General features: G+C 64.1%; 13 protein-coding genes and 1 other RNA gene. 10 read left to right on the top strand and 4 right to left on the bottom strand.

The genetic code is table 11. The features are described from left to right. Nucleotides 1-39: 39 nt before the first annotated feature. A complete protein-coding gene (gene leuA / locus ACLJEU_RS07790) occupies nt 40-1,707 on the bottom strand; it encodes a 2-isopropylmalate synthase (RefSeq protein WP_414662043.1) in 1,668 nt (555 codons plus the stop codon). Nucleotides 1,708-2,030: 323 nt separating this feature from the next. Here leuA and ACLJEU_RS07795 point away from each other — a divergent pair, with 323 nt between their 5' ends. The 6 genes from ACLJEU_RS07795 (at nt 2,031) to ACLJEU_RS07820 (ending at nt 5,487) form a co-directional block, all read left to right on the top strand. Next, nucleotides 2,031-2,627, top strand: coding sequence for an RNA polymerase sigma factor (locus tag ACLJEU_RS07795; RefSeq protein ID WP_414662044.1), 597 nt, complete (start codon nt 2,031-2,033; stop codon nt 2,625-2,627). Continuing rightward, nucleotides 2,624-2,962 carry a hypothetical protein gene (locus ACLJEU_RS07800; protein ID WP_414662045.1) on the top strand — a complete coding sequence of 113 codons (339 nt, stop codon included), beginning with the start codon at nt 2,624-2,626 and terminating at the stop codon, nt 2,960-2,962. The genes ACLJEU_RS07795 and ACLJEU_RS07800 overlap by 4 nt, the downstream gene beginning before the upstream one ends. Continuing rightward, complete coding sequence (locus ACLJEU_RS07805) at nt 2,925-3,539, top strand: hypothetical protein (RefSeq protein ID WP_414662046.1); 615 nt, start codon at nt 2,925-2,927, stop codon at nt 3,537-3,539. Before ACLJEU_RS07800 ends, ACLJEU_RS07805 begins: the two co-directional genes overlap by 38 nt. A 125-nt stretch (nt 3,540-3,664) precedes the next feature. Next, nucleotides 3,665-3,763, top strand: an RNA gene (ffs, locus tag ACLJEU_RS07810) — signal recognition particle sRNA small type. A gap of 141 nt (nt 3,764-3,904) precedes the next feature. Then, nucleotides 3,905-5,059 carry a DNA polymerase III subunit gamma/tau gene (dnaX, locus tag ACLJEU_RS07815; RefSeq protein ID WP_414662047.1) on the top strand — a complete coding sequence of 385 codons (1,155 nt, stop codon included), beginning with the start codon at nt 3,905-3,907 and terminating at the stop codon, nt 5,057-5,059. Nucleotides 5,060-5,085: 26 nt separating this feature from the next. Continuing rightward, complete coding sequence (locus tag ACLJEU_RS07820; RefSeq protein ID WP_414662048.1) at nt 5,086-5,487, top strand: hypothetical protein; 402 nt, start codon at nt 5,086-5,088, stop codon at nt 5,485-5,487. A gap of 24 nt (nt 5,488-5,511) precedes the next feature. Here ACLJEU_RS07820 and ACLJEU_RS07825 read toward each other — a convergent pair whose 3' ends face one another. Genes ACLJEU_RS07825 through ACLJEU_RS07835 form a run of 3 tightly spaced genes read right to left on the bottom strand, consistent with a single transcriptional unit; the run spans nt 5,512 to nt 7,245 of the window. After that, nucleotides 5,512-5,883: a gamma-glutamylcyclotransferase family protein gene (locus ACLJEU_RS07825; RefSeq protein WP_414662049.1), complete on the bottom strand. Its 372-nt coding sequence runs from the start codon at nt 5,881-5,883 to the stop codon at nt 5,512-5,514. 52 nt (nt 5,884-5,935) lie between these two features. After that, on the bottom strand, nt 5,936-6,829 hold the full coding sequence (locus ACLJEU_RS07830; RefSeq protein ID WP_414662050.1) for a PP2C family protein-serine/threonine phosphatase: 894 nt from the start codon (nt 6,827-6,829) through the stop codon (nt 5,936-5,938). Further along, on the bottom strand, nt 6,826-7,245 hold the full coding sequence (locus tag ACLJEU_RS07835) for a BUD32 family EKC/KEOPS complex subunit (RefSeq protein WP_414662051.1): 420 nt from the start codon (nt 7,243-7,245) through the stop codon (nt 6,826-6,828). The genes ACLJEU_RS07830 and ACLJEU_RS07835 overlap by 4 nt, the downstream gene beginning before the upstream one ends. A gap of 222 nt (nt 7,246-7,467) precedes the next feature. Between ACLJEU_RS07835 and ACLJEU_RS07840 the strand changes: the two genes are divergently transcribed. The 4 genes from ACLJEU_RS07840 (at nt 7,468) to ACLJEU_RS07855 (ending at nt 13,888) form a co-directional block, all read left to right on the top strand. After that, nucleotides 7,468-8,502 (top strand): glutamine synthetase beta-grasp domain-containing protein, encoded by a 1,035-nt coding sequence (locus tag ACLJEU_RS07840; protein WP_414662052.1) that lies wholly within the window; start codon nt 7,468-7,470, stop codon nt 8,500-8,502. A gap of 108 nt (nt 8,503-8,610) precedes the next feature. Beyond that, nucleotides 8,611-10,503, top strand: coding sequence for an O-antigen ligase family protein (locus tag ACLJEU_RS07845; RefSeq protein ID WP_414662053.1), 1,893 nt, complete (start codon nt 8,611-8,613; stop codon nt 10,501-10,503). Between the two features lie 17 nt (nt 10,504-10,520). Next, a complete protein-coding gene (locus ACLJEU_RS07850; protein ID WP_414662054.1) occupies nt 10,521-11,519 on the top strand; it encodes a FecR family protein in 999 nt (332 codons plus the stop codon). A 113-nt stretch (nt 11,520-11,632) separates the two neighbouring features. Next, on the top strand, nt 11,633-13,888 hold the full coding sequence (locus ACLJEU_RS07855) for a CHASE2 domain-containing protein (protein WP_414662055.1): 2,256 nt from the start codon (nt 11,633-11,635) through the stop codon (nt 13,886-13,888). The last annotated feature ends 2 nt before the right edge of the window (nt 13,889-13,890 follow it).

A 13,890-nucleotide genomic window follows, 5' to 3' on the forward strand; every position in this document is an offset into this window, starting at 1 on the left:
GAACGAGGGCGGCCTGATGAAAGCCGCCCTCGGTGGGAGTTACTTTTTGGCGAGCGCCCGGTTGAGCGCGCTCACGATCGCCTTGATGGAGGCGAGCTCGATGTTCGTGTCGATGCCGGCGCCGAACAGCGTGAGGCCACGCTCCGTTTTGATTTGGATGTAGCTCACCGCGCGCGCCTCGGAGCCCTTGCCCAGCGAGTGCTCGGCGTAGCTCAGCACTTCAAACTTTGGCAGCGCTGTCGCGGCCAGTGCGCGGGTGAAGGCGTCGATCGGGCCGTTGCCGTGGCCCAGCAGATGGTGCAGGGAGCCATCGAGCGTGACCGCGGCTTCGCAGGTCACGGAGCTGTCCCGCTCGGTGGTCTTGAAGTGCTGCAGGACGATCGGGGACGTCCGCTCGAGGTATTCGTGACGGAAGACGTCGTGGATGTCCGCCGGCTGCAATTCCGTGCCGCGGGCGTCGGCCACATCGTTGATGAGCCGGCCGATTTCCTTGTGCATCAATTTCGGCAGCGAGTAGCCGAACTCGTTTTCGAGCACGTAGGCGACGCCGCCTTTGCCGGACTGGGCGTTGATGCGGATGATCGCCTTGTAGCTGCGGCCGATGTCGGCCGGGTCGATCGGAATGTAGAGCACGTCCCACGGTTCGTTGGGTTTCTGCACCGCCCAGGATTTCTTGATGGCGTCCTGATGCGAGCCGCTGAACGCCGTGAACGTGAGTTCGCCGGCGTAGGGCTGGCGGGCGGGCACCTCGAGGCGGGTGGTGCGCTCGTAGACTTCGCGGATTTCGTTGATGTTGCTGAAGTCCAGCCGCGGATGAATGCCGTGGGTGTAGAGATTCAACGCGACGGTCACGATATCCAGATTGCCGGTACGTTCGCCGTTGCCGAAGAGCGTGCCCTCGACGCGGTCGGCACCGGCCAGCATGGCCAGTTCGGTGGCTGCGACGCCGGTCCCGCGATCGTTGTGCGTGTGCAGGGAAATCAACGTGCGGTCGCGTCGGGTGAGATGCGTCGCCATCCACTCGATCTGATCGGCGTGGACGTTCGGCGTGGCGTATTCGACGGTCGCGGGGAGATTCAGGATGATCTTGTCGGCGACGGTCGGCTGCCAGACATCGGTCACCGCCTCGCAGATCTCCAGGGCGAACTCGAGTTCCGTGCTCGTGAAACTCTCCGGCGAGTATTCAAAACGCATCCGGGTGCCGGCCGCGATGAGCGGTTGCGAGTGCTGTTTCACCCAAGCCGTGCCTTGGACCGCAATCTTCACGATGTCGGCGCGGCTCGCGTTGAAGACATGCTTCCGTTGTGCCGGCGAGGTCGAGTTGTAGAGATGGAAGATCGCGTTCTTCGCGCCTTTCAGGGCCTCGATGCTGCGGATGATCAGTTCCTCGCGGCACTGGCAGAGAATCTGGATCGCGACGTCGTCGGGGATCCGGTTTTCCTCAATCAACCGCCGGCAGAAATCGAATTCGATCTGGGAGGCGGAGGGAAAGCCCACTTCGATTTCCTTGAAACCGATGCGGACCAGCATCGCGAAGTACTCGAGTTTTTCCTCCACGCTCATTGGCTGGGCGAGAGCCTGGTTGCCATCGCGGAGGTCGACGCTGCACCAGATCGGAGCCTGGGTCAGGGTGCGGCTGGGCCACTGGCGATTGGGCAGGTTTACGGGCGGAAACGGTCGGTATTTCGTGACGGGAGCAGGTTGCATGACCAGAAATTCAACTGACAAAAAAGTAAGGACGAGAGTTTGACTGACGATCCGACCGGCAAAACCGGGCAGATAACACACGCCACACGGAGGGCGCGATAGATAACTTCAGGCGAACGCACGACCGGCCGCTAGGCGGCAACTCAGAGGTCGTGCGCGGTGGTAAGTCGAAGGGCCTGAAACAAGTCTCGCATTAGAGGACGTTGTCGTAGCGATGCGCGCGACTACAAGTCAAGGGCGGGTTCCGATGCGGGCGCGAGGTGGTAACCCGCCGCACCAAGGCGCGTCTTGCCTGTCGTGCATGACCTTGCCTCCATTCGCCCATGCCTGACGACGATGTGCCGCCATTCGATCTGGCTGGCTGCCTGGATCGGGTGCGCCAGCGCGATCAGGCGGCTGCACGGGAGCTCGTCGACCACCTTTACCCTTTGGTCATTCGCATCGTGCGTTCCCATCTGCCCCGGCGGGTCGCCGAGGAAGACCTGGCCCAGGAAATCTTTCTGAAGATGTTTACGCGGTTGTCACAGTATCAGGGTGCCGTCCCTTTCCCGCACTGGGTGTCGCGGATTGCGGTCACGACGTGCATCGATCACCTGCGGGCGCAAAAGCGCCGGCCGGAGTTTCGTTGGGCGGATTTGTCCGAGAACGAAGCCGATGTCCTCGATGCGGTGATGACCAACGAGAATGACGTGCCGGCCAATGACGCCATGGCCGCGCACGAATTGGTGCACAAGTTGATGGGCCAGCTGAAGCCCGACGATCAGTTGGTGATCCGCCTGCTCGACCTCGAGCAGAAGACCATTGCCGAGATCGCCGAGCTCACCGGCTGGAACCAGTCGTTGATCAAGGTGCGTGCTTTCCGCGCGAGACGGAAGTTGCAGAAGCTCTTTCAGGAACTACAACGAAAGGAACGATCATGAGTCACAACATCAATGATCCCCGCCATCCGTGGGGCCGCCTCACCGCCGCCGCGCGGTCGGCGCAGCAGGAAAACGCCCCGGCTGCACCCTATGGCTTTACCACCCGGGTGGCGGCACTGGCCTTCGCGCAGGAGCGGCGGGTCGTCTCGCTGCTGGAGCGCTTCGCGCTGCGAGCGGTCGGCGTGGCCGCGCTGCTGGCCCTTTGCAGCGTTGCATTGAACTACCAGGCCTTCTCGGAGTCGCCGGTGAATGCGATCGCCCAGTCCCAGAGTGAGGACGTCGATCTCACGGCAGCAGATGACGCCGTCGCACTCGTCATCGACTTCGCCGACTGATCGGATGGACGTGCCGTGGAAAGTGCTGTTCGCGTTTGTCGGCGTGTTCATCGCCGGCGCGATTTTTGGCGGTGTGTTCACGGTCGGCGTGTCGGCGCGGAAAATCGTTAACGGTCCCCGCGGCGAGCGGCCGCTGAACGTCCTGCCGCCGAGGAAGGATGCGCCCAAGACCGTCGTGGCCGGGCCCCAGGCGCCGAACCCGGGCGGGGTGCAGGCGCGTACGAATCCGATCACGCCGCAGTTGATGACGCAGTTCACGCGTCGGCTGAAACCGACGGACGATCAGCGGGAGGAATTGAAGAAGATCCTGGGCCGGGCGGGAGAGGATTTTCACCGTTTGCGGCAGGAGAATTTTGCGGACGTTGCCCGCGTCACCGAGCGGATGTATGCCGACGTGTCGGCGGTGCTTACACTCGAGCAACGCGGCGAGCTGGAAAAGATGCGCAAGCAAGTCGAGGAGCGGCTGCAGACGGATCGCAAAAAACGCGCCGAGGCTGCGACCGCCGAGGCGCAGAGTCGCGTCAATGCGAGTCCAGCGCCCGTGCGGCCGAATCCCGTTGCGCCGGTGGTGCCGTAAGGCGGCCCCCGCGCACGCGGCAGCGGTGGCGCTCCGCCGCGCTGGAGTCGACGCGTGGAATCCGGCTCCGTGACAATCGCGAATTAGCAGTTGCGCCGCCGTGATCCCGCCGCATGGTTCGCCCCGGCCAGGCGCCATGCATGGGCAGGCGCGTGAACTCCGCCAGGACCGGAAGGTAGCAACGGTAACGACGTCCTCCTAGTGCCGTGGATTGCCTGGCCACTTATTTTTTCTGCCGCGTCGCGGCAGAAGCTGAAAGTTGAAGGTTGAAAGTTGAAAGACACGTGACTGCTTGGAGTGAGGCTGGTGCGGTCCGACTTGCAGCTGGCGGACTTCCCACTTTTACCTCTCAACTTTCACCTTCGTTGTCCTCCACCTACCAGGTCATCGCCCGCAAATGGCGGCCGCAGACATTCGACGATGTCGTCGGCCAGGATCACGTTGTCCGCACCCTTAAGAACGCGATCACCCGTCAGCGCATCGCGCACGCCTATTTGTTTGTGGGTCCGCGCGGCACGGGCAAGACGTCGACGGCGCGGATTTTTGCGAAGGCGCTGAATTGCACGGATGGACCGAAGGCGGACTTCGACGTCAACGATCCGGCCTGCGTCTCGATTGCCGAGGGCTCGCATCTCGATGTGATCGAGATCGACGGTGCCTCGAACAACGGCGTCGACCAGGTGCGCGACCTGCGCGAGACGGTGCGTTACGCGCCGGCGCAGGGGAAATACAAGATCTACATCATCGACGAAGTGCACATGTTGTCGGCCGCGGCCTTCAACGCGCTGCTGAAGACGCTCGAGGAGCCGCCGGCGCACGTGAAGTTCGTCTTCGCGACCACGGACCCGCAAAAGGTGCTGCCGACAATCGTGTCGCGCTGCCAGCGCTTCGACCTCAAGCCGATTCCGAACGATCTCATCGTGGAGCGGCTGCGCAAGATCGCGGCCGAGGAAAAGATCAAGGTCAGCGCCGAGGCGCTGGCGTGTGTCGCCCGGCTCGCCGACGGCGGCATGCGCGACGCCCAGTCGATTTTCGATCAGATGATTTCGTTCTGCGGCAACGAAATCACGGAGCCGGATGTCCTCGATGTGTACGGCCTGGTGGCCGGTGAGAAGATTGCCGAACTCGCCGCCGCGCTCGCGGCGGGCGATCACCAGAAGATCGTCGCCATCGTCGACGCGTGCGACTCTGCCGGCCGCGATCTCGTGCGGCTGCTGGTCGATTTGCAGGCGCTGGTGCGCAATGCGCTCCTTGATGCGATTGCGCAGGGCGGAAAGAGCGTCCAGCTCGGGGGCGTCGCGATGACGACCGAGCAACTCACGCGAATGCTCGACGGCCTGCGCGAAGGCGAAGGCAGCGTGAAACTCGGGCTGGCGGAGAAAATTAACTTCGAGGTCACGCTGTTGAAAGCCGTCGAGGCCAGCCGTTCACGCGCGATCGACAGTCTCATCAAGGAACTCGTCGCTTTGGCCGATGAAGCGCCTGCGGCGACCGACGACGGCGAAAAAAAAAAGGGCTGATTGACCGGCTCGAAGCCCGGTTGGGCGTGGCGTTCGGCCTCAGCGCCGCCGCCGCTTCCAGCGCTCTGGCGGCAAGTGCGTTGACGGTGATGTCAGTGGCACCGGCCGCAGCTGCGGAGTCCGGTGAAGCCGCCGAAGCGGTGGCCGCCGTGGCGGTCGTGGCTGCATCGGAAGAAACGGGCGGCGCGACCTGGCCGGACGAATCCGCGGAAGCGGCGTTCCTTGCCGACGCGCGCGAACGGGGGGAGCCGGTCGTAGCCACCAAGACCGCAGACGAAGCGCCGGAGGAGAATGACAGCAAGGCGTTGCCGCCGCTGAACGAACTCGTTGAGCGCATTCCCACGGAGGTGCGGGAAACGCTCGAGGAGCTTTTCCGGGCGCGCTTCGTGAACGTGAAGCGGATGCCCAAGAAGGCGCTGAAGACCTAGGGTTTGGTCGCGGCGCGCTGATTGCTAGGCCCTCGGCTCAATCCACTCCGCGCCGACCTCGGGATGTCCGCGGATCGGTTTCGCGGGCAGATAGGCGTCGACCGGTTGGTCGGCAAACGGAGCGAGCAATCGGATCGGCACACGGCGATAGAGGCCTTCGTGGACCCCTTCAAAGTGATCGAGCCGGCGCAAGGCGTCCGGGTCGACTGACCACACTTCGCCCACCACGCCCCCGGTGTCGGTGGGAACGGAGACCAACCCCGGATAGCCGCCGAGATCGTAAAGGCGATAGCCCGGCACGGTGCGAGCGGCGGCCACGCGAGTCTGGTCGGCGAGGTGACCGTGGTTGCTGTAGCCCTGTTTCAGCGTGCCGTAGACAAAGAGCAGGGTCTTCATGCGCACGGTTTCGCTTGCGGCTGGTTTCCTGCGGGCGAAATCGGGTGGACGCTCAAGTGGCCGATGGCCGCGGCGGAGGCGCCACCAAGTCGATGACCACGGCTGTGGTGTTGTCGCGCCCGGATGCTTCCACCGCACTTTCCACCAGTCGTTGCGCGAGGCTGCGCTGGTCGCCGATCTCGGCGGGACCGCGCAGGCCCTCTGCGAGGCTGCGGTCCCACAGGCCGTCGGTCAGTCCGTCGGAGCAAATCAGAAACCGATCGCCGGGCCGGTGCCCGACTGCGCCAATATGCGGATCGATGATCTGGTGTCCGGCGCCGAGCGCCTGCTGCAGCGCGTTGCGGCGCGGATGGGTGCGCGCTTCGCGTTCATTGATGCGGCCATTGCGCCGCAACCAGCCCACGTGGCTATGGTCGTGGGTGACCTGGGACAGCGGGCCGTCGTACGGTAGATAATAAATCCTGCTGTCGCCGAGGTGCCCGAAATACATCCATTGCGGCGTGAACCAGCAGAGGCTCAGGGTGGCGCCCATGCCCGCGCACTCCTCGTAGGAGTAGCTCAGTTTCAGGAGGTCGTTGTGAATCGCCGTGAAGAGCTCCGAGAGAATGTCGGCGAAACCGGTGCCCATGCCGGCGGCCGCAAGACGGAAGGTGCGGGGAAAGAGCCGGGTGATCCGGTCCACGGCGATCCGGCTGGCAAACTCGCCGGACTTTGCGCCGCCCATGCCGTCGCTCACGGCAAACACGAAATCGCAGCCGGCGAGCGAGGCGTGACCGGTTTTTCCCAGGTACCGCACTTCATGGCCGTCGACGGCGAGGGCGAGAAAGGTGTCCTCGTTGTTCTTCCGCACCTTGCCGATGTGGGTGAGGCCCGACCAGTGGATTTCGGGCGGGGGCGTGGTGGCAGACGGGGAGGGCGGCGGTGACAGGGGTTCGGCCGCGCTCATGGATTCAATGAAGGCTTCAAGGAAAGGGCATGACCGGTGCCATCGTCGAGGATCGTGGCAAACTCAAAGTCGATGATGCAGAACCGTCCGTCGGCGATGCGGTAGGTGATGTTGCGCAGCTCGCGATCCTCGTGGCGCACGCCGTACTGTTCCAGTTCGGCGAAAAGCGCCACCTGTCGCTCCGGATTCAACTGGTCCACGCGGCCGCCGCAATTGGTCGTCACGATCTTGAGGGTTTCCGGATCCACCTCCAGCAGCTGCGGGACGAAGGTGCAGCCGCGGGTTTCCAGGTAGCGCAACACGCGGACTTCGTGCTCGAATCGTTCGCGGGCCATGTGGCCGCGGAAGATCTTGTGCACCCGGCCATCGAACCCAATCCGCACGCTGGCGCGCGCGGTGTTCTTCATTTCTTGCATGCTTGGGGCACCGAGTGTTTGCGCAGTCGTTTGCATTGGCAAGCGGCGCCGTTCGCATCAATGCAGCGGATAAATGAGAAAAGTGTCATGAATGAAACTTGTGGTTGCCTCTGGCATGTGAGCTGCTGATTTGCGGATCAGGTTTTTCTTTTGGTTTCACGGAGGAAAAGCCGTCCACGCTCCTCGAAAAAACTTCTCCCAACCCTGCCCAAACCACCGCATATGGCCAAATACAAACTGGAATACATCTGGCTCGATGGCTATCAGCCGCTCGCCAGCCTGCGCAGCAAGACGCAGATCAAAGAATTCGACAGCTTTCCCAAGCTCGCCGAACTGCCCAATTGGGGCTTCGACGGCAGCTCGACGCGGCAGGCTGAAGGCAAGAGCTCCGATTGCGTGCTCAAGCCGGTCGCCGTGTATCCGGACAGCACGCGCAAGAACGGCGTGCTCGTGATGTGCGAAGTGATGATGCCGGACGGCAAGACGCCGCACCCGTCAAACTCTCGCGCGACGATCCCGGATGACCCGGACACCTGGTTCGGTTTCGAACAGGAGTATTTCTTCTATCAGGACGGCGCTCCCCTCGGGTTCCCGAAGGGCGGCTATCCGGCCCCGCAGGGCCCGTACTACACGGGTGTGGGCTATCAGAACGTGGGCGACGTCGCCCGCGAGATCGTCGAAGAGCACATCGACATCTGTCTCGATGCCGGCATCAACCTTGAGGGCATCAACGCCGAGGTCGCCAAGGGCCAGTGGGAATTCCAGATCTTCGGCAAGGGCTCCAAGAGCGCGGCCGATCAGATGTGGGTCGCCCGTTACATTCTCGCCCGTCTCGGTGAGAAGTACTGCATCGACATTGAATGGCGCTGCAAACCGATCCTGGGCGCGTTCAACGCCTCGCTCGACTGGAACGGTTCCGGCATGCACTCGAATTTCTCCACCAAGCACCTGCGCGAAGTCGGCGGCAAAGCCTACTTCGAGAAGCTCATGGCGGCCTTCGCCAAGCACATGGACGAACACATCGCGGTCTACGGTCCGGAAAATCACCTGCGCCTCACGGGCCTCCACGAGACGCAGTCGATCGACAAGTTCACCTACGGCCTCGCCGATCGCGGCGCGTCGATCCGCATGCCTCACAGCTTCGTCAACAACGGCTACAAGGGCTACCTCGAAGATCGCCGTCCGAACTCCGCGGCGGACCCGTATCTCGTCGCCGGCCGGATCATCAAGACGATCCAGACGGTGCCGACGACCTGATCGCCGTAGCATCGATTCCTTCCGCTGATTTCAAAACGGCGCCACCTTCCCGGTGGCGCCGTTTTTTCTGGGAGCATGCGCCGGGTGCGCGCAAGGTGACGCCCACGTTTGCAAGCGACCGACTCCAGTTCCGCGCGCTCCTCCCGCTGGGAATGGGCGCAATTGACGCTGCTCGGCGCGAACCTGATCTGGACCACGCTCTGCCTCGGCGGCTACCGGTCAGAGACGATGGTCGTAACCACGGCGCTTGCCGGCGCTCTGTTTGTCCTGCATCTGGCCGCCCTCGCGTACGAAACTCCGGCGCTTCCGCGCCATCGCGCCGATCTCTGGCTGCTCCCGTTCCTCGGCTACGTAGTGCTGAACATCCTGCTCGTGTCGCCCGTCCCGTGGCTCGGCTGGCGTGACGCGTGGAACTGGACGATGATGATTGCGACGTTCAGCGTGGTGCTGAACGGCATCCGGTCAGCCGCCCCGCGCCGCGTTCTGTTAGGCGTCCTCATCGGGCTCGGCTTGATCGCGGTCGCGATGGGCTGCTACCAACGCTTCGTGGCACCCGGCTGGCTGATGCTCGGCCGACATCAGGTTGACCAATTCCTCCACCGCGCGAGCGGACCGTTCGGCATTCCCAACAGTCTCGCGGCGTTGCTGCTGCTGCTCCTGCCGGCGGTGAGCGTACGGGCTTTTCGGCGCTCCGCGTCGGTGACGCAACGCGTGCTGTGGGGCTGGATCGGCGCGGTGTTTGCCTTCGGCTTGCTGCTGACGCTGAGCCGCGGCGCCTGGCTCGGCTTGGCGCTCGCCTGCGTGATCTGGCCGCTCGCGATCCGTCGCTGGCGTTGGTCGCGCCGCCTCGCCGTCGCCGTCGCTGTCTCGATCGGACTTTCGGTGGTGGGAGCCGTGGCTTACCAGGCGTCTCCCGGTGTGCGGGATCGCGTGGGCCAGTTGGTGACGCACGGGGGCGAGCTGAGCCGGCCGATCCTGTGGCGGGCCGGCTGGGAGTTGTTTCGCGACCGGCCGCTGACTGGAACCGGCGGCGGCAGCTACAATACCCTTTTCGAGCGGCACCGGCCAAAGGGGTTCATCGACGATCCGCAATGGGCGCATAACGACTATCTGAATACGCTGAGCGACTACGGGCTGATCGGCTTCGGCCTCTTCTTTGGGGTCGTGGCGAGCGTGGCGTGGCGCAGCTGGCGTCAGGCGGGCGCGAACGACCGGAGAAGTCGCGCCGGCCGCGACGCCTTTGCAGTGGGTGGCGGACTAGGCGTGGGCTTGCTGGCGTTCGCGATCCACCTCGGGGTGGACTTTCACTGGAAGATTCCCGCGCTCGCGCTGGCGTTTGCCACCTGTGCGGCGCTGGCGGTGCCGCCGATTTCCCCCGCACCGTCCGCAATCGTGACCCGCCCGCGCCGCCGCTGGGCAAGGGGAGCGGCTTGGGCGGGAATGGTGGCAACGGTCCTCGTCGTGGTGGGCGTGGTCCGGATGCAGCAAGCCGAGGCGCTGCGGAATGAGGCGCGGCAGGCGATCGACCGGCAGTTTCACGGGCGCACGGGACCGGATGCGGCCGGGCTGCGCGAAGCCATGGGCGCGTTGGAGCGGGCGGTGGCGCTGGATCCGGCGAACGCCCAGGCGTGGTCGGATCTGGCGTTTGTGCGGGCCCTGCAGACGTTCGCCGAATCTGGCCGAGGGCCCGCTTGGGGTGAGGCGGCGGAAATTGCGGCCCGCCGCGCCATCGCCGCTTCGGGGGTCGTCCCCGAATTCTGGATTCGACTGGGCGTGGCGCTCGACCTGCGCGGCCAGACGGACGCGGCGCGCGCGGCCTTCGAACGGGCCCGCGATCTCGCCCCGCAGCACTCGCACGTGTGGTATTACTACGCATGCCATCTCTCACGCGATACGAAGCAGCGGGAGGCGGCGCTCCGTGCTGTTGCAATTTGTTTATCCCTTGACCCTGGCAACACCGAGGGAGAAGCATTAAGAGCGAAGTTAAACGTGCGCCCGTAACGGCGTTTCCTCGTCCCATGACCTTACTTTGCCGTTCGATTCTGCTCTGCGCGCTGACCTGTCTGCTGTGGCTGCCGGCCACCGCGCAAGCGGCGGTGGCCAGCCCGGCCCCCGCGTCGATGGTCGTGGGAGCGATCAAGGCGTCCAATGTTCGCGGCGACGTCCGAAAGATCAATCTGACCGACAAGAGCGAGACGCCGTTGAAAAACAACGACACGCTCATCCAGGACAACGCGATCGTCACCGGCAAGGGTGAGAGCAGTGTCGTCCTGGTGTTCGCCAACGGTTCGACGGTCCGGGTGGGCAGCGATTCCCGCCTCGAAATTCAGGAGTTCCTGATGGATCCGTTGCAAGCGGACGTGCCCAATGTCGCGGCGTTGACCGCGGAGCCGACGCGTTCCCAGACCAATCTGCGCCTCGAATTCGGCGAGATGGTCGGCAACGTGAAGACGCTGAATCGCGCGGCCGGCTCGACGTTTTCGGTCAGCACCCCGGCGGGCGCCGCCGGTATTCGCGGTACCACGTTTCGCATTGTCTATCGCCCGACCGGCAACGGCCGTGCTTTCAATTTCCAGCTGAGCACATCTGAAGGCGTCGTGCTCTATGAGGGCACCACGCAACTCGGCGCGGCGGCGGTGAACGTCCCGCTTGGTCAGCAGATTCAAGTCGTGGCCCAGGTCGATCCTACGACCAACGCCGTCACGATCAGCGTTCCCACCAGCGGACCAGGCGGACCAGGTGGAGCCGGTGGACCGGGCGGTCCGCTCGGCACGGTGCCGATCTCGCCCGAAGCGGCGGCCGCGCTGCAGTCGGCCACCCTGCAAATTCTCCAGACGCAGCAGCAGTCGCGTTTCAGCCAGGTCGACATGGATCAGGCTCAGCAGCAGAAGAACCAGGCGCCGAAGCCCGGTTCCAACACCCAGGGCCCGCCGCCGTCGCCGTTGCAGCAGAGTGAGGGGCAGCCGCCGCCGCCGCCGTCAGCTCCGCCGCGGACGACTCCGGGTGACGGTCGCTAAGATCGCGTGTTGCCTTCGGCCGCGCGGTGACGGTTGCCAAGGAAGCCGCGTCGGCGCGGCCCGCGGGCCGAATGAGCTTTCATTTGATCTTCGCCTGGGTAGCGTCGCGCACTGTGTCGAAACTCTCGCGGGCGAAGTTCGATTGGCGTTACCTCCTTCTGCTGCCAATCCCCTTCTTGTGGGCGCTGCTGGGACAATTTCAGTTCCTGAGCGGGCTCGAAAACAACCTGCTCGATCTCCGTTTCCGGCTGCGCGGAGAAATTGAAGCGCCGGTCAAACTCATCTACGTCGATCTCGACACGCGCGCGCTGCAGGAGCTGGGCGAGCGTCCCTGGAGTCGCGAGAAATTCGGCCTCGCCGCCGCCGCGCTGATCGAGAAGGGCGGCGCTCGGGCGGTGGGCTTTGATTTCGTTTTCTCCGGCCTCAGCTACTCGGAGATTGTCGACAAGAAGAAAGCCAGCGACGGCAACATCGCGTTCGCCCGCGTGATTCGGAAACACCCGAACATCATTCTCGCCGTCCAGTACACCGAAGGCCAGGCCGTCACGCAGGCCGACCAGACCGTGCGCCGGCTGCCGCTCCTGCGCCGGAACATGACGGATCGTTCGAAGAACGATGTGCCGGAGATGCCGCAGTATCCGCTGGTGACGCCCACGTGGGGCCGCGTCGGGCTGATCGACTTCGACACCGAATACGGCGGCGACGTCGTGCCGCGGTGGGTCCCGATGTTCGCGCACACGGTCAACCCGACGCTGTATCACATGTCGCTGCAGCTGGTGTTGCAGGCTCTCGGTCTGGACGAGCAGGCGGTGAAGATCTACGGCGACCGGCTCGAGATTGTGCACAAGGACGGCCGCGTCGCGCTCACCGTGCCGTTGCGCGAAGGGCAACTGGTGGAGGTCAATTGGTTTTCCCGCTGGGGCCATCCCGACCTGAATCCGCGCGTGAGCCTGGCGGACGTGCTCGGTTACGAACGCAAGCTCACCTCGGAAAAGGCCGAGGAGCGCGCCGCGGCCGAGGAGTATTTTGCCTGGTTCCGGGGTGCGATCGTGCTGATCGGGCCGACCGACACCCTGCTGCAGGATCTGGCGCCGTCGGGCATGGAAAGTACGCCGGTGCCGAAGGTGGGTGTGCACGGCAACATGGTGAAAACGATCCTGTCGGGAAAATTCCTGACGCACGTCTCGCCCTGGGTGACGTGGGTGAACGTGTTCCTGCTGACCGCGCTGGTGACCGCGCTGGCCATGAAGGGCGGCGCGCGCGGCCTGTGGTACAAGTTGTCGGCCGTTGCGCTGGTGGCGCTTTACTGCGGCCTGTGTGTGAGGCTGTTCAAGGACGGTCATCTGGTGCTGCCGATGGCCGCGCCACTCGGGGCGGCGCTGTCGACCAGTTTCGCCGGTGTGATTTGGCGGCTGTTGCTGGAGGAGAAACAGAAGGGAAGGATCAAGGGAATGTTTGGCACCTACGTGTCACCTCAGCTGGTCGACAAGATGATCGATTCAGGCGAAGCGCCGCAGCTCGGTGGCCACGAGGAGGAAATCACGGCCTATTTCAGCGACATTCAGAGCTTTTCGTCCTTCTCCGAAAAACTGCCGCCCGCGAAGCTCGTGGAGCTGATGAACGAGTATCTGACGGCGTGCACCGACATCGTGCAGGAGCAGGGCGGCACGCTCGACAAGTACATCGGTGACGCCGTCGTGGCGATGTTCGGCGCGCCGATTGCGCTGCCGGATCACGCGTATCGCGCCTGCGTCGCGACGCAACTGGTCCACCAGAAACTCGGCGAGCTGCGCGCGAAGTGGAAGGCCGAAGGCGACAAGTGGCCCGAGATCGTCTGGAAGATGCAGTCGCGCATCGGACTCAACAGTGGCATGGCGACCATTGGCAACATGGGGAGCCGGACCCGGTTCAACTACACCATGATGGGCGACAACGTGAATCTCGCCGCGCGCATGGAGTCCGGCGCGAAACGCTGGGGCGCCTACACGATGGCCACCGAGGCGACAAAGCGCGCGTGCGAGCAGCACGGCGATCGCGTCGTCTTCCGCGCACTGGGGAAAATCCAGGTCATGGGACGCCAGCAGGCCGTGCCGATCTTTGAGATTGTCGGGTTGAAGGAGTCGCTCCCGCCGACCGCGCTTGAATGCATCGCGGTGTTTGAGCGCGGACTCGAACGCTACTACGCGCGCGACTGGGATGGGGCCGTCGCACTCTTCCAGCAAAGCGCAACCCTCGAGCCCAACCAGCCGGGCAGGACTCCCGGGGTGAAAACAAATCCCTCGCTCGCTTTCATTGAAGTCGTGGAGGAGCGCCGGACCGATCCTCCCGCGCCGGATTGGGACGGACGCTATGTGATGACGGAGAAGTGAGT

It is taken from the genome of Terrisphaera buseokensis (assembly GCF_047521145.2).
In the GTDB taxonomy this organism is placed as follows: Bacteria; Verrucomicrobiota; Verrucomicrobiia; order Opitutales; family Opitutaceae; genus ER46.